The following is a 17,572-nucleotide window of genomic DNA, read 5'->3' as shown; positions in this document are numbered from 1 at the left end:
TCAAACGTAGAAATAAAAAACCATCACAACCCACGGCAATTAAAAAAGCCAAAGGTTCTCCGGCAGAGCACAAACCAAGGAGTAAAAAAGAAGAGAAAGGAGTATTTAGAAGCATTTCAGAAACCATAGACGAAATATGGGATTGGGCAGAAACCCAAGGAACCGCTCAAAGAGACAAACCCCACACCATTGAAATCCCCGAAGGAAAAAGCCCCGCTGTTATAGGAAAAACAAAGGTGGAGAAAAAAGAGGAAAAGAAAGCAGTAGGTAAATGCCCTAATTGTGATAAGGACATAACCGTAGCTGAACTTAGACAAATATTTTCACAAGCGGATCAAATAACCTTGACTAAAGTAGCAGCAACCTATAATAAGTATATGAAAGAACTTGGTATGAACACTTGCTGGAACAAAGCTCATTTCTTTGCTCAAGCACGTATAGAATCAGGTCCTAGTTTACACGTAAGTAGTGGAGAAAATTTCAACTATTACTGGAAAGCCTTAATTACCACATTTGGAGCATTTCAGACAGCAGAAGGTAAAGAAAATGCAAAACTTTGGGGTAGAGCGATTAAAGATAGAACAGATCCAAAATGTGTAGATGTTACATTAGAAACTCAAAAGAAAATTGCAAATTATGCCTATTCACCACCAGCAGAAAAAGCAAAAGAACTTGAAAACACACAACCCAATGACGGATGGAATTTTAGAGGTAAAGGACTATTGCAACTCACAGGTAGAAATGCTTATACTTATGTTAATACCTATACAAAAAAAGAAGGAGCTGATATTATTGCAAATCCAGATTTAGTAATAAGTGATGTTTCCATAGCTGTTTTATCCTCGATGGCATTTTGGAAATGGAAAAAAATTGATACCATTGTTAATGGTAAATCTGACACAAAACCTGTTTGTATAAAAGTAGGTAAAGATGTTGATGGAAATCACAATTTAAAGCAGAATGTATTTACAACTTCAACTTCAATTACCTTTCAGGTAAATAAATGTAACCTTACAAAAAAAGAAGAAGTTACCTCAAACGAAGAAACAATAATACGATTAGTAAGAAGATGGCAAACAGATGTTTCAACTATTGGCGAGTTTACAATTGATGGTACAGATATAAAAGGATATATTTTAGAAGAAAAAGGACCTGACACTACACAATCAGGAAAAGAACAGAGAATTCCAGTAGGAACTTACAATCTTAAATGGCATTACGGCACCAAACAAAAAGGTGTTTTAAAATTATATAATGACGTAGTCTCTGAATCAAGAGCTATTTTAATACATTCAGGAAATAACGCTTCGGAAACAGAAGGCTGTCTTTTGGCTGGATCAACAAAGTCAAAAGATTATGTGGGTGGCAGTAAAGCAAAATTAGCAGAAATAAATGCCTACGTAAAAGAAAAAGGAGTAGAAAAAGCTAAAATTATTATAACAGCAAATTATGAATAGATTAATTATTTTTTTATTGTTGCTAATTTCGCATAACAATTATGCTCAAAATAGCGCTAAAGAGTTAGAAAAGACATTTATATCTAAAAATGAAAAATTGTTTTTAGATAATTTCCCTGATAGTTTCAATAAATTCAAATCAATTTTTGGTTGGAACGATAAATTAGAAAAACCAAATTTACTTTATAATAATGCAAATGAGTATATTGACTATTTCTTTACTTTAGTAATTAAACCAAAATACAAGATTTATCAAAATAAAATCATTAAAATATCAATAAATGGAAAATGGGAAGCTGATGCGGTTGGTTATTTTCAAACTAAACTACATAGTATCATTAAAACTAACAAAGATTTTGTCAACTTATTAAGTAGTCTAAATGAAAAAGATATATCCTCTTTTTGGAGATTTTACTTTGACAGTGAAAATCTAGATTATCCAAATGAATTAAATACTGTTCTTGAAAAAGAAATGAAGAATAAGTCAAAAATGATTTTTGGAAAAATGAAAATAGAAAAAAATCAAGACCCCGAAAATATTTCTAAAAATAGACAGAGTAAATATCAAATTTTTGACAAAGATGGTTACACGAATTTAAGAGCAGAAAAAAATTCGAATTCAAAAATAATAGACAAATTACAATCAGGTGAAGAAATCACAGTGATTGAAAGTATTGACAACTGGTGGAAAATACAAAATAAAAACAAGAAACAAGGGTATGTACATAAAAGTAGAATTAAACTCAAAGAGGAAGATAAATCAGTAACTGATAATTTAAACTTCATTAAAAACCTTGAAAAAAAAGGTTTCAAAAATATTTTAGAAAAAAAATACGATTTAAATCAAGATAATATTAATGACAAAATAATTGTGTTTTCAACTGCTTTTTCAAAAAAATCAGATGTTGATGATTATAAAGAATTTATGGTATGTGTTGTTATTAATGATGATTTATTCCATAATAAAAACATTATTCAAAAATATTATAGAGATAATGTTGCCGCAGGATTCAATGACATTAAGATAAAAGACAACTATTTTACTGTAGAACAAGTCAACGGTTCTGGTTCTGGTATTTTACAGGAGTATACAACTTTTAAATATTCTAAAATAAATAATAAAATAATCTTACATAAATATTCCAAAATTGAAACGGTGAGAAGCTCAGGCGATGAGGATGAAAAAACGTATAATTTTTCAGAAAAAAACTTTGGAAGGATTCTTTTTGAAGATTACAATTCAGAAACAATATCTGAAAAATGTAAAAAATAATTTGTTTAATTATGATAGGCATAATACATTTTTTTGTTGTATGTTACTCGACAAACTAAAAAAAAGTAAATGAGAAAAATAATAATTACTTCATTAGGTTTCTTTATATTTTCGTGCAAAGAAGACATAAAGAAAACAGATTCGGAAAAAGAAATAAAGATTTTCAAAGAATATTTTAACAACAATGGATTAAAAAGTGATTACGATTTTAGTGCTATAACAAACTATAATTTAGGAATAGATAATAGCCAAGTATCTGAAACTGGATATACACAAATAAAATTTTTCGACGAAGATTCAGATTATGTCTTATCAACTGAAGGAAAATACATAAAAGAAGGAGCAGACATACTACCTGATTTAGATAATTTAAAAGAAAGTATTAAAACTGAAAAGAATGCTTTTTTTCAAAATATGCTTACACTAAATAAAATTTTATTTTTGAATGACAAAAATGCAATCACTAATCTATCAAATAGTAATAATGATTTAAAAAATGATTTAGTTATTTTATTCAACTATGAAAAAGATGATAATTTAACTACTACTGCCTTAAAGAATCTTTCAAATGCAGATGAGTTTCCTAATTATTATCTAAAATCATTTTTATGGTTTAATCGAATTGACAAAGAAAGAATAAGAAAAAAAATGCTACAAAACTTAGTAAAGATTAATCCAAGCTTTACTTATGATTTAACTCGTTTTCTTTTTTCTGATAGAAATAAAAATGATAAACAGATAGATTCTAAATTAAAATTTGAAACACTGGCTTATTTATTAGAAATTCAATTGAGTAATGATGATCTCAATGACCTTAATGACAATAGAGGTTATCAACTTCTACAAGAATTCTACAAAGAAGACAAGGCACTAAAAATTACTTTTAAGAATACAAATTATTATCGTTTCCAAAAACTGGAAAAATATTCTGATATAGAAAATCCCGCTGAATCTGAATATACAGAAAGAGGATATATAGAGGACAAAGATGGATTTACTAACATTAGAAAAGATAAAAATTCTTCATCAGAAATACTTGGGACTGTCAAAACAGGTTCTGAAATAGAAATTATTAAAAAAAATGGTGATTGGTGGTTTGTTATCACTCAGGATGGAAAAAAAGGCTATGTACATAAATCAAAAATTATTGTAGATTAATTTTATCATCTAACAAAGATTTCTCATTATGACGATAACATCCAAAGCCACAGTTATTATACTGAGGCTTTTTTTATTTAAAAAAATAGGAATATCTACAATCAATATCAAATTATGAAAAAAAAATCTATTAGTCTTTTAATAATTTTATTTATCATTTTTTCGTGTAAAAATGATACTACTAAAACTGAATCAGTTTCAGCAAATACTCAAAATACAAATAAACAAGGAGATTATAAAAAGTCCTTTTTACAACTAAGAATAACTATAAAGAAGGAATTATATACTCAACCGTTTGTTAAAGTTGTTTTAAAATAAAAAAAAACAGATCGAGAATTTTCCTTTCTAATTGAAGGAAGTTATTCAATTACTACCGCAATAAATGTGAATTATCAAAAAAGCAGAAAATATATCATATTACAGTAAAAGAGAATACTGCTATTGTAAGTATGAGTACTGAACATACAATAGATTATTGACACTGTCCCACGAAATCTGTAAGTTAAAAATCCAAGTCTTAATTTTCTAACTTACAGATTTTATGGGATATTACCCTAAAAATACTTAAACAATCTCAAAATATTTTCCAGGTAAAGGTCTAATCACGCCTTTTAATTCCATATTTAGGAGTATAGAAGACAGCTTATAAACGGGCAGCTCACATTGGAGTGCAATGCAGTCTAGATGTTCTTTGCCTTTAGTTTTTAAAAAATCATATACGATTTGTTCTTCTGTTTCGAGAGAAACAAACAGTTGTTTTTGTATAGATTTTATTGATTTTTTTAAATCCCAGTTCAGATGGTAAATTAAATCTGTGGCATTTGTTAATAATTGTGCATTGTTTGTTTTTATCAAATTATTACATCCTTTACTATATTTATCGGTTACTCTTCCTGGTACAGCAAAAACATCACGATGATAATTATTAGCCATCTGGGCAGTTAATAGAGAACCTCCTTGTTCTGCACTCTCAATTACAATGGTAGCTTCTGAAATACCTGCTACTATTCGATTGCGTCTTACGAAGTTTTCTCTATCAGGATTAGAAGTACTCCAAAACTCTGTTATAAATCCCCCATTTTCTTCCATTTTCCGCATATATTTTTTGTGGCTTTTGGGATAAATTTGGTTCAAACCGTGTGCTAAAACACCTATAGTCTGTAATCCGTATTCCATAGCGCATTGGTGTGCTACTATATCTACTCCATAAGCAAATCCGCTTATAATAACAGGGTTAAGAGGTGCTAAATCTTGAATAAGATTTTCGCAAAAATCTATACCTTGTCGTGTTACTTGTCGTGTACCAACAATGCTAATGATTTTTGGGTTTTCTAAATGAATGTTTCCTGTGGTAAATAATAAAATAGGGGCATCATAACATTCTTTTAATCTCGTAGGATATAAAGAATCTTGAAAATACCATACGTTAATGGATTCTTTTAGTAAAAAAGATAATTCTTTTTCTGCTTCGGTAAATGAATTTGTTTTTTTTAAGTTCTGTATCAAAAAACCTCCTACTCCATCAATTTTCGCTAAATGTCTGGGGTTGGTTTTAAATACTTCTTCTGCTGATCCGCAATTCAAGATCAATCTTTTAGCAATAACATCTCCTACTCCTTCTGTATTCAAAAGAGCTAAGGCATAAAATAAATCAGTATGTAACATGGCGTATAAATAATAATACTACAAGTTACCTATTTTTTTAATTGTTGATAACATTTGTTAATAAAATTTTTAATTTGACTTGTAATTTTTAATTTTGTTCTCTATAAATCAGAGGTAGTTTCAATTTTACCTATTATGAGTCAGTCTATTTAAACAAAATGGCACTCTTATAGTTAGTAAGATTACTTTAAAAGATTATTAAAAACAGATGAATATTGAACAATATATTTCCGAATTACTTTATCGTTATCAATGTGTAATTGTCCCCAATCTAGGTGCTTTTCTAACAGAAACGATAACAACTACCGTACAGGAAAACACAACTACTTTTTTTCCTCCTAAAAAAGTAGTTTCATTTAATAGTTATATAAAGAATAATGATGGTTTATTAGCTAATCATATAGCATTACAGGAAGGGGTAAGCTATACACTAGCTGTAACAAAATTGGATTCCTTAGTAAAAGAATGGGAACAAAAACTACAGAAACGTGAATTTATTATTTTAAAAAATATTGGTATTTTAAAATATAATATTGAAAATCATATTGTATTTGAAGCTTTTGAACATACTAATTATTTAACCTCATCGTTTGGGCTTACTTCGTTAGTATCTCCTACCATTAAACGAGAAGTTTTAAAAACAATCGTTCCTCAGGAGACTATTAAAATATTAGAGGAAGAAGAAAAAGAGGAACCTATCCTTAAACTTCCTCAAAAGAAAAATCCATTTAGAAACTTTCTTAAATATACAGCCATATTAGCGGTAGGTGTAGGATCTGGAACTTTTGGGTATTTAAGTTACCTTGAACAGGAAGAGCAATCAAAATCGTTAACGGTTCAAAAAGAAGTTCAAAAAGAAGTAGAAACTAAATTGCAAGAAGCTACATTTTTTATAGAAAACCCTGTTCATCTTAGTTCAGAAAAGAAAACATTGGCATTTCATCTAGTTGCTGGTTCTTTTAGAAGTTTATCCAATGCTGAGCGTACAGTAAATGAATTAAAGGCTAAAGGTTTTTCTGATGCTAAAATTATGGATCAAAACGAACAAGGTTTATTCCCTGTTTTTTATGGCAGCTATGCTACTTATACAGATGCACAACATCAACTAACAACAATTCAGGAAAAGGATAATCCAGAAGCTTGGTTATTAATAAAAAATTTATAATTCACAAAAAAGCCTTCTATACAGAAGGCTTTTTAAATTTTTATACAAGAAAAACATTATATCTTTGTAAAAAATTTAAATTATGCAACCTAAATATCCATCTGAATCTTTAACTGTTATTACCGACTTAGTTTTACCTGGTGAAACCAATCCGCTAAATAATTTATTTGGAGGTGAACTTTTAGCTAGAATGGATCGTGCAGCAAGTATAGCCGCTAGAAGACATTCCAGACGAATTACAGTTACTGCTTCCGTAAATCACGTTGCTTTTAATAGATCCATTCCTTTAGGAAGTGTCGTAACTATTGAAGCAAAAGTATCTAGAGCTTTTAATTCTTCTATGGAAATCTTTTTAGATGTATGGATTGAAGATCGTGAATCGGGGAATCGCACCAAAGCTAACGAAGCTATTTATACATTTGTAGCGGTAGACGAAACGGGAAGACCTGTTGAAGTTCCTCAAATAATACCTCAAACAGAGGAGGAAAAATCAAGGTATGATGCTGCTTTAAGAAGAAAACAATTAAGTCTTGTATTAGCTGGAAAAATGAAACCAGATGAAGCCACAGAATTAAAGGCTTTATTTATTCAATAATAAAAAAGAAGAAGGTGTTCTAAAAAGCAAAGAAATCAACAGTTAGTTTATCAGTACCCCGACAAGAAGGGTATTACAATCAATATATGTAACTTACCTAACTATTGATTTCATTGGCTCTGACTTTGGTTGACTGGAACGAAGTTACTAAACCAAATTAAATAACAAGATTGCCGCCTTTTTGAACACCTTTATTTTTTTTAAGCAATACTATTTTAGCAAATATTCTTCCATGTATCGTATAACTGCTAAACGTTGAAAATCAATATTTGCTTTTTTACGGAATCCGTGTCCTTCATCTTTTGCTTCTAAATACCAAACTACATTTCCTTTTGCTTTTAACTTATCGCGCATTTGAGTAGCTTCGGTTATAGGTACACGTGGATCATTTGTTCCTTGGATGATAAACATTGGTTTTTTAATTTTATCTGTATTATTCAAAGGTGATATTTTATCTAAAAACTCATACATTTTAGGATCACGTTCATCTCCGTATTCTACACGACGTAAATCACGACGATAGTTTTCTGTGTTTTTTAGAAATGTATTAAAATTAGAAATTCCTACAACATCTACACTACAACGAATTTTATCAGTATAATGAAATGCTGTTGCTAAAGTCATATAGCCTCCGTAGCTTCCTCCCATAATCATAATACGATCCTGATCTAAATCGGGCTGTTGCGCAATCCAGTCTAATAAAGCACCAATATCTTTAACGGAATCCTCTCTTAGAAAACCATTATCTTTAGCTAAATAGGTTTTTCCAAATCCCGAAGACCCTCTTACATTAGGATAAATTAGGGCTACTCCCATTTCATTTGTATAATAATTATTAGCTCCTAAAAATGATGCTAAGGACTGTCCTTCAGGTCCTCCATGAATACTAATCAGAACAGGTCTTTTTCCTGTAAATTTTTGAGAGGCAGGATAGTAAAAACCTGAAATTTTCATTCCGTCAAAACTTTTCCATTCAATTTGTTTAGGAATAGACATATCTTTTTTTTGCATTTCGCCCAGTTCGCTCTCTGTCCAACGTGTAATTTTTTGAGTTTTTAAATTTAATTTATACACATCCGAAGAAGAATCAGCTGTAGATTGTGAAAAGAAAATATTTTGTCCCTCTTTAGTAAATCGCATACTTCCTATTAAGCCATTGTGAATATTAGGAATTGCTTTAAATTGTTTTGTTGCCGTTTCCATCAAATACAATTTATGGACTCCTCCTTCATTGGTTGTAAAAACTAATTTTGTTTTATCTTCACTCAAATCATAGCTTTCTACATCCCATGGAATAGAGGAGGTTAAATACGATATTTTTTTGGTTTGAAAGTTAAATAATGCCAAACGTTTAAATTCATTATCTCGATCCGTTGTAAACCAAATTTCATCTGCTTTCTTTGAAAAGTTAGCATTTGTTTGTACAATGCCTTTATCTGTTCTGTTAGTAATCTCTGTTAGTTTACTTGTAGTGGTGTCTAGCATCCAAATATGTGATTCGTTAGCTGAAATACCTTCTGTAATGAGCAGTTTTTTCCCATCTTCAGAAATATCCGTAATACTCCAACCTCCTCCTTTTACTTCTAAAACTAATCGAGTTGATGAAGGATCATTAGGGTTTATATAATAAATGTCACGATCGGCCCCATTGCGTTTAGTTGAAGAAAAGTAAAATCCAGACCCCTCTTTTTTCCAAGTTATGTTTCCATTTTGAGAACGTCCTCCATCTGTTAATAAGGTGGACTGTCCTGTTTTTAGGTCTAACTTATATAATTGTCCAAATTCATTTCCTCCTGCGTCACGACTATAGATTAGGTATTCTCCTTTTACTGGTTCATAAGATGCGTTGGCAATAGGTTCTTCAAAAAAAGTAATTTGGGTACGAGTACCCAAAGGCTGTGTTACCTTATGTAATTGATTTGTTGATCCAAAGCGCGTAAAAACAATTACTTCATCTTTTATAGGATGTACGGCTGATAGACCAGCACCCCTTGTTTCTGCATATTTTTTTACCTTTTGTAGTAATTCTTTAGAAATGGGTGCAATATTTTCTGTAATCAAGTTTTCATTGGGCAGGACTTCATTTCTTTTGTCTTGTGCAATTGTTTCTATACCTAAAAATAGTACAAACAATTGTAATGGTAATTTTCTCATAATTTATATTAACTAATGTTTTTTATTACTAGTTTGCTATCCTTTTTTGATTCCTTTATTAATAAGATAAATACCAAAGATAACAACGGCTACTCCAATTCCTAAAGTAAGAGTAAGTGGTTCGTTAAAAATAATGGCTCCTAAAATTACAGCCACTATAGGATTAACGTAAGCATAAATACTGCTTACTTCGGTAGGTAAGTGTTGCAAAACATATATTAGGGCTATAAAAGTAGTAATAGAACCAAATACCACTAAATAAGCAATGGACCACCATGCTTGCGACGGAATTTGAAGTAAACCTATAGAAGTTCCAGTAGCTCCTGTATATGCAAAAAGTAAAATACTAGAAATAAGCATTTGTAGTCCTATACTAAAATAAGGGTTGAAGTTTTTAGCTTTCTTTTTAGTATACATACTACCTACAGCCCAGGTTATAGTAGCTAAAACAGAAAGAAAAATTCCGAATTGAAAATCGGGTTTGATAAAATCAGCTAAATAATCAAAAAACACGATACATACACCACTAAAACTTACTAGTAATCCAACAATGGCTAGTTTTGATAATCGCTCGCCATTAAAAAAACTAATAATTACGATCCATAATGGAAAAATGGCTCCAATTACAGCTCCTAATCCACTAGAAATATATTTTACTCCCCAAGTACTGAGTCCGTTACTTAATACAAAATTTAAAATACTTAGAATTAAAATAGTTCGCCATTGTTTAGCTTTGGGCCATGGTGCCTTTTTAAACCAGAAATAACTTATATAAAAAAAGGCTGCTATAAATTGTCGAATAGCAGCTAATTGTAAAGCAGGCATTGCTTTTACTCCTTGTTTTGAAGCCAACCAAGTTGTACCAAAAAAAAAGCAAACCCACATAAGAGCTAGAATAGGCAATCCTAAGGACTGTATTTTTTGAATTAGTTTCATTAATAAAGATCTATATTAAATTCGTATTGCAATTCATTTCTTAAAAAGGTAGAATCAATTATTTTTCCCTCTGTATCTGAATCAATAAATTTTGGTATTTCTAAATTGTTTTCTATTGCTTTCTTTGTATAGTAACTTTTTCGTGTAGGATGGAAAGGAGCTACTGCATTTAATGTTTTCCCCCATACTTTATTATGATCATGATGGTTTAATACTGCTTCTATAATACCTATACAATCCGTTTGATGAATTAGGTTTATTGGTGCTTCTGGATTTTCTAGGTTTTCTTTTCCTGCTAAATGTTTTACAGGGTGTCTATCTTGTCCTATTAATCCTCCAAAACGTATTATAGTTGTTTTGAATTTTGTATTATTTTGTAACATTTGTTCTACTTCTACTAATTGTTGACCACCTTCTGTGGATGGAATTGGTATGTTTTTTTCTGTTAGTATAATTCTTTCAGGCGTATCTCCATACACAGAGATAGAACTTATAAAAAGCACTTTTGATATACTAGAGGTTTCAATATAAGGGATAAGATTCTTAATTTTTGTAACAAAATTTTCATTGCTATTCTTCCGTAATTTAGGAGGTATATTGATCACTAAAATATCGGATTCTTCTAAAAATTCTGAAATGGTTTCTGTAATTCCATCTTCAGATAGTTGAATTAAATAGGATTGAATTTTTAATTTTTCTAGAATCTTTAGTTTATCTAAAGAAGTTGTTGAGCCTTTTATTGTTTCTCCTTTTAAAATTAGTTTTTTTGCTAAGGGTAATCCTAGCCAACCGCAGCCTAAGATTGAAATTTTTTTATCTTTATAAATCATTTTTTAAGATTCTTTTTTAACTAAAATGTAGAAATCATTTTCGAGTGCTCTATATCCTTGATCGTATAGAAAGTAATAGATATTACCTGTTTTAGTAGTATATATTGAGGTAAAATATTCAAAATCAAACCCTTTGCTTATTAGTTTTGTTCGGTTTGTTTTAGTTTTACTTTCTGAATTGAGTTCAGTTAATATACGATAATTTTTACGAAGTTTATTATTAATATTGCGCATCAGATTGGTACAATCTTTATTCATGCGATTGTTATAAGCATTACGACACGCATCACTACAAAACTTTTTGTCTTCGCGACCTACGAATTTTTCGTCACATTCTAAACATTGTTTCATATCTATTGCTATTATCTTATCAATAAAATTTTATTATTTTTTTAAAGAAACCTTATGATCTCTCTCTTTTCATCTATTAACTTAGGTATTTATAAAGAACGGAAAAATCAAATCAAAAGAGTTAGTTTTACGCTACAATTCTATAGGATTGCAATCATTTATGTATCCCTTTCAACCTCTAATTTCACGAATATTTTGTGAGTTTAATATTATTTTTTATTTTTATTGTAATTGACTGTTAAATAATACGTTTTATAAATAGGTTTGTACAGTATAATTTTTTCACCAATTTTAGCTATATTTTTTATTATTTTGTATTGTTCTTCTTTTTGAATTTCGTTTAATTTATCAATAGTCATCATTTTGTCAAAGTCTTCCAAATTTATTTTTTTTACGACTATATTTTCATAAATAGATTTAAACATTGTTACTGATGAGAAAGAAAATGATTTCTCTATATCATATCCTTTATCATCCATTGTTAAGGGTTTCGGAACTGTATTGTTTGATACAAAATTTATTAAATTAATATTATCTGTGTCTCCTTTTAATACGAGTACGTTATCAACTATATTGATTATTTCAATAGAATCCTTTCCAATAGTCAATTTTTTTCCGATCTCATTTTTTGTTAAATTAATAGAATTGTAACCTACTATAAAATCCATTTTCATGATCAAAGAACCATGAATTTTTGTGCTATCGGATTGGTTACTATTTAAAGGGTAATTGCGAGTAATTTGATAAATATCGTTTTCAATTCTATTTCCTCCTCCTTGTGCATTTTTGATTACTAATGAATCTTTACCATAAAAAAGTTTATTTTTTGACTTGTTGATTTCAATTAATGAACTACGTAGTTTATCGTCATTTAAAGTATTAAGTATGTTGGCAATAAAGTATAGTCGGTCTTTTTCAATTTTAATTTTTGCAGTTTTATTCATCAACTTATAGCAAGAATCTGCTTCCTCAAATGAAAATGGTTTTGAAAAATAATCTTCTGAATTATAAATTGCTGTTTTGAATTTAAAATCTTCAACTTTTAAGATCTCACTATTTATTCCATAAATCAGGTTAACTATCATTTTCCGATCGTCTTCTTTTAAAATCTTTTGAGCTTGTGCCTTTTGGATAAATAATAGAGTTATAATTACTAAAAGTGCTTTATTGTAATATTTCATAGTTTTTTGATTTTTTATGCTAACGCACAATATGTGTATGATCTTGTAATTGGTACTTTTTTAGTACGTATTTAAATGGAATAAAACTTGTACTAACGATACACATCATACTTCAATTCTTTATAAATAGTATTTCTCCAAAGGGTAAAAAACAAGTATGTTTTTGAATATAAAGGTAGCAAAAAAATACTTTCAAACGACAACAAATAATTACAACCGATAATAAATAATTAGTAACCGAATCATTATGAGATAAGTACTCAAATTTGCATTGTCGGATAAATGAAACGACAATTGATTTTAGATAAATAATAACATTTAAATTTTAAACGCCATGAATGCCTTAAGAAACAAAGTACAATTAATTGGTCACGTAGGACAAGAACCTGAAATCAGAATCCTTGAAGGAGGAAAAAAATTAGCTAAATTAACATTAGCAACAAATGAAGTGTATTATAATGAAAAAAAAGAAAAAGTAACAGATACACAATGGCATTATATTACGGCTTGGGGTAAAACTGCCGAAATTATTGAAAACTTTGTCACAAAAGGCAAAGAAATAATGGTAGAAGGAAAAATAACGTATAAAAACTGGGAGGATAAAAATGGTGAAAAACGCAATACAACAGAAATCGTGATAAATGAGTTGTTATTAATCAGTAAGTAAAATTATATTTATAAAGCTACCTTAAAATAATTAATTTTAGAGACTATTTCACAAAATGTATAAGTTAAAAGTTTAGGCTTGGATTTTCATATATCTTATAATAATATTTTGTGCAAAAATATCTATTGTAAATTTTAATTAAAAGAATTACACTCGAAATTCCTGAATCTCGTGTGTAATTCTTTTTTCGATCATTAATTTACAGATGTTTGGGGTCTATTTAATTCTTTAATAAAATAGCTGGGTTTTATCCCAGTTTTTTTTGAGAAAGCATTGGAAAAAGATTCTGCTGTATTAAAGCCAAATTCATTAGCAAGGGCTAGTATAGTAAATCTTCTTATTTTATCATCTTTTTGTAAAATTCTTAAAGCATAATCTATTCTCAAATCATTTATATATTGAATAAATGTTTTTTGTTTATACTCATTAATGATTTTCGAAACATATTTTGTATTTGTTTGAAATTCATCCGCTACATTTTGAATGGTCAAATTAATTTTTAAAAATCCTTTCTCGTTTTCGAAGACAGTCAGTTTTTCTAAAATATCGTTTAGTTTTTCTTCATTTATACCAATTTCTTTTTCTTCAATTATAATTTTTTCATTCTGAGCAATTGGCTCAGTTATAATTGTTTTATTATCTAGTTCCTTTATTAATTCTTGAAAACGCTCCTTGTACAGTTTTTTTTGTTTTTTATTGTTCAGAAAAAGAATTAATACTAAACAAATAGATAAGATAGTAGTTATGATTGCTATAATATAATTACTTTTTAAACTTTGAATGGTGGTGTCTTTTTTCTCAATTAAATTAGGTATTTGGTATTTCTTGATGATTACCTTATTTAATAAATGATTTTTCTTATTGATTAGACTATCAATGGAGGTTAATTGAGTCAAATATTTTAAATGGTTTTCTTTATCACCACTCCTTTTATAGTAATTAACTAGATAGGTGTACCCATCTGTAAATTCAGGAAAAATAGATTTAGTTTTCCTGTAGACAGAATCTACCAGTTGAAAGTTTTTTACTGCTAAATTTTTCAGCCCTAATTTTTCGTAAGCTTTGCCTCTATAATAATAGCCAGCAATAACATTTGTACTGTCTTTAAATTCGATAAACTTAGGTAATGATTTATTTATACTATCTAAAGCAATTTTGTATTTCTTTTTGTTTATCTGATTTGAACCTTCATTTAATACAAAAAGGTATTTATAATACTCATCATTTGTCTTTAGAGCTAATTTGTAGCCTATTCTATTATAATAGGAACAAGAATCAGTCTTTTTAAGACTTTTATAAGCGTCAGCTAGGCAAAATAAAACATTGGTATGCAAGTATGAAAAATCATTTCCCGTATATTTCTGATTCTTACTGTAATTATAACATTCTTTATAGATAGGCAAAGCCTCCATTACATCACCATAATGTTCTGAAATAAAAGTTGCTATATCTAAACGACTTCTATAATATAAATCCAGGTCTTTATTTTTTACTTCTTTTACAGCCAGATTAAAATTTTCCATAGCTTCATTATACCTGCCTAACTGTATCAATTTAAAGGCCTTTTCTCGATATCCTGTAAATGGAAAAAATTTACTTTTTGAACCTTTAGTATATTTGATTACACTATCAAAATATTTAATGGACACTGAAGCAGGTTTGTTATATAATAACATATAATAATATTGTGCCACATAAATTGAACTATCACTTTTTACAGCCTTATTATAATAAATCTTTAAAATTTTAGAACGCAATTTTTCATTACTAGTATTATCATAGTAAAGGTCGTTTAATTTATTCAAGTTTAGTTTGGCTAAATTGATTTCTTTGCTTTGTGCCTTTGTTGTACCATAATTTGATAGTATAAGTAAGAAAATAATTGATAATAAATGCTTCATTTTATATGTTTTGCTAAAATTCAAAAAAGAATTTGATAATTTAATTTGTAGGTTAAACTATTGTTTATTAATGGAATGTTTGTAGAAGGAATTTGGTTTTCCTGAATCCAGACCTTAAATTCCTGAATTCCGAGTATATTGATTTGTACATCGCATTTACCTCCCTTTACTTTGCACTGCAATTGTGAAACAAAGTTATTAAAACAAGTAAAGCTTTAAAACTTTAATTCAGCATTATTTGACGATTGGGTAGGGGATAAACAAGTAACAAACAAAAAACTATGGGGACTAAAAATCAAATCAGTCTTGAAATACCACAAAGTGTTTTAGACCAAGTACAAACTAAATTACAAGAATGCAAAACTTTATTAGCACCTTTTTTGCAAGGACTCACTGCAACGGAGCGAATGGAAATTTTTAAAATGGGTGACAAGACGGTGGCTACGGCACAAAAAGTAAAGTCGTACTTGCAAACTAATCCTGAATTTGCTCCTGCTTATATGGATCAAGCCGAATTTTTAAAAGACGAAGCGGTAGTAACACAACTAACTCCTTTAGCAAACATGGCAGAACAGTTAACACGTGACCTTAACGACACCGTTATGTTAGCTGGTAGCGAAGCTATTTATAACGCCTTACTGTATTACGGTCAGGTAAGAGAAGCGTATGCTAAAGGAATTCCTACGGCTAAACCTGTATATGAAGATTTAAGCCAGCGTTTTAGCAAACGACGTAAAGGAAATATGAGCCTTTAACGAACTAAAATAAGCAAAAAGCGTATTTATAGTCTTTTTAAGCAACTTTAACGAAGCTTTTAGAGTTGTAAGCGTCAGATGAATAGCTAAGAGGTATTAAATAATCGTTTTGAGCTCCCTATGAATACCTTTTGGGTTCAAAAAAATAGCTTTTAGCTACAATGGGATGTCTTTTAGGGGAAAAAAGGGTAATTTCTTAAATTAATAAGTAAAAGAGACAAATGGTAAGATTTTTAATAGTACTGATTCAATATATCGTCAATCTTATTTTGGAGTATTGCATCAAGTAAATGACTGAAATTAGTATTGTATTTTTTATTGAAATTGCCATTGAATTTTATACATTCAAGAATTTCAAGTAAATAAAAATAGTAAGTAGTTACTACTTTTGGATGGTTTTTCTCCTAAGTAAATGAAAAACAAAAAAACTTTTTGGGTTTAAAAGTCTGTTACCAAAAAGGAAGTGAACCAACAGACTGTAAAAAGCAGCCTTAGCATTTGTTTTGGACGACAACTAAGACTGCAATTAATAAAAAAACAAATTTAGAAAATTTAGGATTGATTGAATTAACACTAACTGAAAAGAGAAATACAGAAGGAGGGGTCTGGTCTTTAATAATTTTGGGTGTGCTTTTGCTATCTTCTCAAGAAGCTAGATAATCTTTAAAAAAAGCGTAAGTCATTTATGATAAATATATAGACTTACGCTTTAATATATTTTTAAAAATATGTTTTTGATAATTAAGTATATATATCTTAACAGGTTAAGAGGTTTTACAGGAAAAGGTAATTTTCTATCTATGATGTTTGTGATATTATTATATTACTTTTCATTTTATTTAATATCTCTGAATTATGAGTCAATAGGGTATATAAGCAATTTTTACGCATTAGAAATAATTTTGATACATTTTAATAGAAAGGATCTATCGCTTTTAAAAAAAAGTGATAAATATCTTAGAATAATTGTGTTAGAATATCTACTTCAAATTTTCCCAGCATTGTTTCTATTCATAATTAAAAAGGACGTTCTTAATGCGTGTTTTTTTATCAGTATTTTAGCTTTTGGTTTTTATATTAAAGGAATAAAGCAATTAACTTTTAAAGTTAATCCGTTTGTAAATTATGATCCTCTTTGGATTATAGTCTATAGAAAGTATTATCTACAGATCCCATTAATAGTTTTGTTTTTTATGATTTACATTGCAAAAGAGAATAAAAATGACAATATCTTCATTTTCATAGTCTTATGTGTAGCTATCTTGTGTTGTTTGCCTAGTTTTAGTAGAGAAAATAAATTTGATATTATGAGAAGTGAAAATATTGGGAAGTCGTATTTGATGACACAATTAAAATCATCTCTTATGAATACATTAATAATCATTTTCCCACTAATCTTATTCTCATTTATTTTGCAGATAAATTATATGAATATAATCGTTTTCTTGATTGTACCTCTTTTGGTAATTAATTCAAGTTGCTAG

General features: G+C 28.9%; 14 protein-coding genes. 7 read left to right on the top strand and 7 right to left on the bottom strand.

What is annotated here, in order from left to right; all coding sequences use genetic code 11:
* From B0A78_RS14585 to B0A78_RS13310, 3 genes are all read left to right on the top strand, one after another.
* Positions 1 to 1,457, top strand: a 1,457-nt coding sequence (locus B0A78_RS14585) for a DUF5675 family protein (RefSeq protein ID WP_249030963.1), incomplete at its 5' end; no start/stop codon positions are given.
* Positions 1,450 to 2,730 (top strand): SH3 domain-containing protein, encoded by a 1,281-nt coding sequence (locus B0A78_RS13315; protein WP_065213895.1) that lies wholly within the window; start codon positions 1,450 to 1,452, stop codon positions 2,728 to 2,730. The genes B0A78_RS14585 and B0A78_RS13315, both read left to right, overlap by 8 nt.
* A gap of 69 nt (positions 2,731 to 2,799) precedes the next feature.
* Complete coding sequence (locus B0A78_RS13310) at positions 2,800 to 3,888, top strand: SH3 domain-containing protein (protein WP_065213894.1); 1,089 nt, start codon at positions 2,800 to 2,802, stop codon at positions 3,886 to 3,888.
* Between the two features lie 564 nt (positions 3,889 to 4,452).
* Here the strand turns inward: B0A78_RS13310 and dprA are convergent.
* Entirely contained in the window at positions 4,453 to 5,553 is a 1,101-nt protein-coding gene (dprA, locus tag B0A78_RS13300; protein ID WP_014165802.1) for a DNA-processing protein DprA, read from the bottom strand.
* 208 nt (positions 5,554 to 5,761) lie between these two features.
* Between dprA and B0A78_RS13295 the strand changes: the two genes are divergently transcribed.
* Positions 5,762 to 6,718, top strand: a complete 957-nt coding sequence (locus B0A78_RS13295) for an HU domain-containing protein (RefSeq protein ID WP_014165801.1) — start codon at positions 5,762 to 5,764, stop codon at positions 6,716 to 6,718.
* Between the two features lie 82 nt (positions 6,719 to 6,800).
* Positions 6,801 to 7,313, top strand: coding sequence for an acyl-CoA thioesterase (locus B0A78_RS13290; protein ID WP_014165800.1), 513 nt, complete (start codon positions 6,801 to 6,803; stop codon positions 7,311 to 7,313).
* A gap of 210 nt (positions 7,314 to 7,523) precedes the next feature.
* Here B0A78_RS13290 and B0A78_RS13285 read toward each other — a convergent pair whose 3' ends face one another.
* From B0A78_RS13285 to B0A78_RS13265, 5 genes are all read right to left on the bottom strand, one after another.
* The gene (locus tag B0A78_RS13285) at positions 7,524 to 9,467 is read right to left on the bottom strand and encodes a S9 family peptidase (RefSeq protein WP_097609757.1); all 1,944 of its coding nucleotides are present in this window, start codon (positions 9,465 to 9,467) and stop codon (positions 7,524 to 7,526) included.
* A 36-nt stretch (positions 9,468 to 9,503) separates the two neighbouring features.
* On the bottom strand, positions 9,504 to 10,403 hold the full coding sequence (locus B0A78_RS13280; protein WP_014165798.1) for a DMT family transporter: 900 nt from the start codon (positions 10,401 to 10,403) through the stop codon (positions 9,504 to 9,506).
* Positions 10,403 to 11,233 carry an NAD(P)-dependent oxidoreductase gene (locus B0A78_RS13275; RefSeq protein WP_065213892.1) on the bottom strand — a complete coding sequence of 277 codons (831 nt, stop codon included), beginning with the start codon at positions 11,231 to 11,233 and terminating at the stop codon, positions 10,403 to 10,405. The genes B0A78_RS13280 and B0A78_RS13275 overlap by 1 nt, the downstream gene beginning before the upstream one ends.
* Before the next feature lie 3 nt (positions 11,234 to 11,236).
* Positions 11,237 to 11,584, bottom strand: coding sequence for a hypothetical protein (locus B0A78_RS13270; RefSeq protein WP_014165796.1), 348 nt, complete (start codon positions 11,582 to 11,584; stop codon positions 11,237 to 11,239).
* A gap of 209 nt (positions 11,585 to 11,793) precedes the next feature.
* The gene (locus B0A78_RS13265) at positions 11,794 to 12,765 is read right to left on the bottom strand and encodes a hypothetical protein (RefSeq protein WP_014165795.1); all 972 of its coding nucleotides are present in this window, start codon (positions 12,763 to 12,765) and stop codon (positions 11,794 to 11,796) included.
* Positions 12,766 to 13,099: 334 nt separating this feature from the next.
* Here B0A78_RS13265 and B0A78_RS13260 point away from each other — a divergent pair, with 334 nt between their 5' ends.
* Positions 13,100 to 13,432 (top strand): single-stranded DNA-binding protein, encoded by a 333-nt coding sequence (locus tag B0A78_RS13260; RefSeq protein WP_014165794.1) that lies wholly within the window; start codon positions 13,100 to 13,102, stop codon positions 13,430 to 13,432.
* 194 nt (positions 13,433 to 13,626) lie between these two features.
* Here the strand turns inward: B0A78_RS13260 and B0A78_RS13255 are convergent, their stop codons facing one another.
* Positions 13,627 to 15,333, bottom strand: a complete 1,707-nt coding sequence (locus B0A78_RS13255) for a helix-turn-helix domain-containing protein (RefSeq protein ID WP_065213891.1) — start codon at positions 15,331 to 15,333, stop codon at positions 13,627 to 13,629.
* Positions 15,334 to 15,614: 281 nt separating this feature from the next.
* On the opposite strand from B0A78_RS13255, the gene B0A78_RS13250 reads away from it, so the two are divergent.
* Positions 15,615 to 16,088: a hypothetical protein gene (locus B0A78_RS13250; protein ID WP_065213890.1), complete on the top strand. Its 474-nt coding sequence runs from the start codon at positions 15,615 to 15,617 to the stop codon at positions 16,086 to 16,088.
* The last annotated feature ends 1,484 nt before the right edge of the window (positions 16,089 to 17,572 follow it).

It is taken from the genome of Flavobacterium columnare NBRC 100251 = ATCC 23463 (genome assembly GCF_002530675.1).
GTDB classification, from domain to species: Bacteria; Bacteroidota; Bacteroidia; order Flavobacteriales; family Flavobacteriaceae; genus Flavobacterium; species Flavobacterium columnare.
This window is presented reverse-complemented; position numbering and strand designations above follow the sequence as displayed.

What these genes read in the sequence shown, in the direction of transcription:
- dprA (WP_014165802.1), bottom strand. Translation starts at nt 5,553, where the DNA reads ATGTTACATACTGATTTATTTTATGCCTTAGCTCTTTTGAATACAGAA.
- B0A78_RS13285 (WP_097609757.1), bottom strand. Translation starts at nt 9,467, where the DNA reads ATGAGAAAATTACCATTACAATTGTTTGTACTATTTTTAGGTATAGAA.
- B0A78_RS13310 (WP_065213894.1), top strand. Translation starts at nt 2,800, where the DNA reads ATGAGAAAAATAATAATTACTTCATTAGGTTTCTTTATATTTTCGTGC.
- B0A78_RS13295 (WP_014165801.1), top strand. Translation starts at nt 5,762, where the DNA reads ATGAATATTGAACAATATATTTCCGAATTACTTTATCGTTATCAATGT.
- B0A78_RS13270 (WP_014165796.1), bottom strand. Translation starts at nt 11,584, where the DNA reads ATGAAACAATGTTTAGAATGTGACGAAAAATTCGTAGGTCGCGAAGAC.
- B0A78_RS13260 (WP_014165794.1), top strand. Translation starts at nt 13,100, where the DNA reads ATGAATGCCTTAAGAAACAAAGTACAATTAATTGGTCACGTAGGACAA.
- B0A78_RS13315 (WP_065213895.1), top strand. Translation starts at nt 1,450, where the DNA reads ATGAATAGATTAATTATTTTTTTATTGTTGCTAATTTCGCATAACAAT.
- B0A78_RS13290 (WP_014165800.1), top strand. Translation starts at nt 6,801, where the DNA reads ATGCAACCTAAATATCCATCTGAATCTTTAACTGTTATTACCGACTTA.
- B0A78_RS13280 (WP_014165798.1), bottom strand. Translation starts at nt 10,403, where the DNA reads ATGAAACTAATTCAAAAAATACAGTCCTTAGGATTGCCTATTCTAGCT.
- B0A78_RS13255 (WP_065213891.1), bottom strand. Translation starts at nt 15,333, where the DNA reads ATGAAGCATTTATTATCAATTATTTTCTTACTTATACTATCAAATTAT.
- B0A78_RS13265 (WP_014165795.1), bottom strand. Translation starts at nt 12,765, where the DNA reads ATGAAATATTACAATAAAGCACTTTTAGTAATTATAACTCTATTATTT.
- B0A78_RS13250 (WP_065213890.1), top strand. Translation starts at nt 15,615, where the DNA reads ATGGGGACTAAAAATCAAATCAGTCTTGAAATACCACAAAGTGTTTTA.
- B0A78_RS13275 (WP_065213892.1), bottom strand. Translation starts at nt 11,233, where the DNA reads ATGATTTATAAAGATAAAAAAATTTCAATCTTAGGCTGCGGTTGGCTA.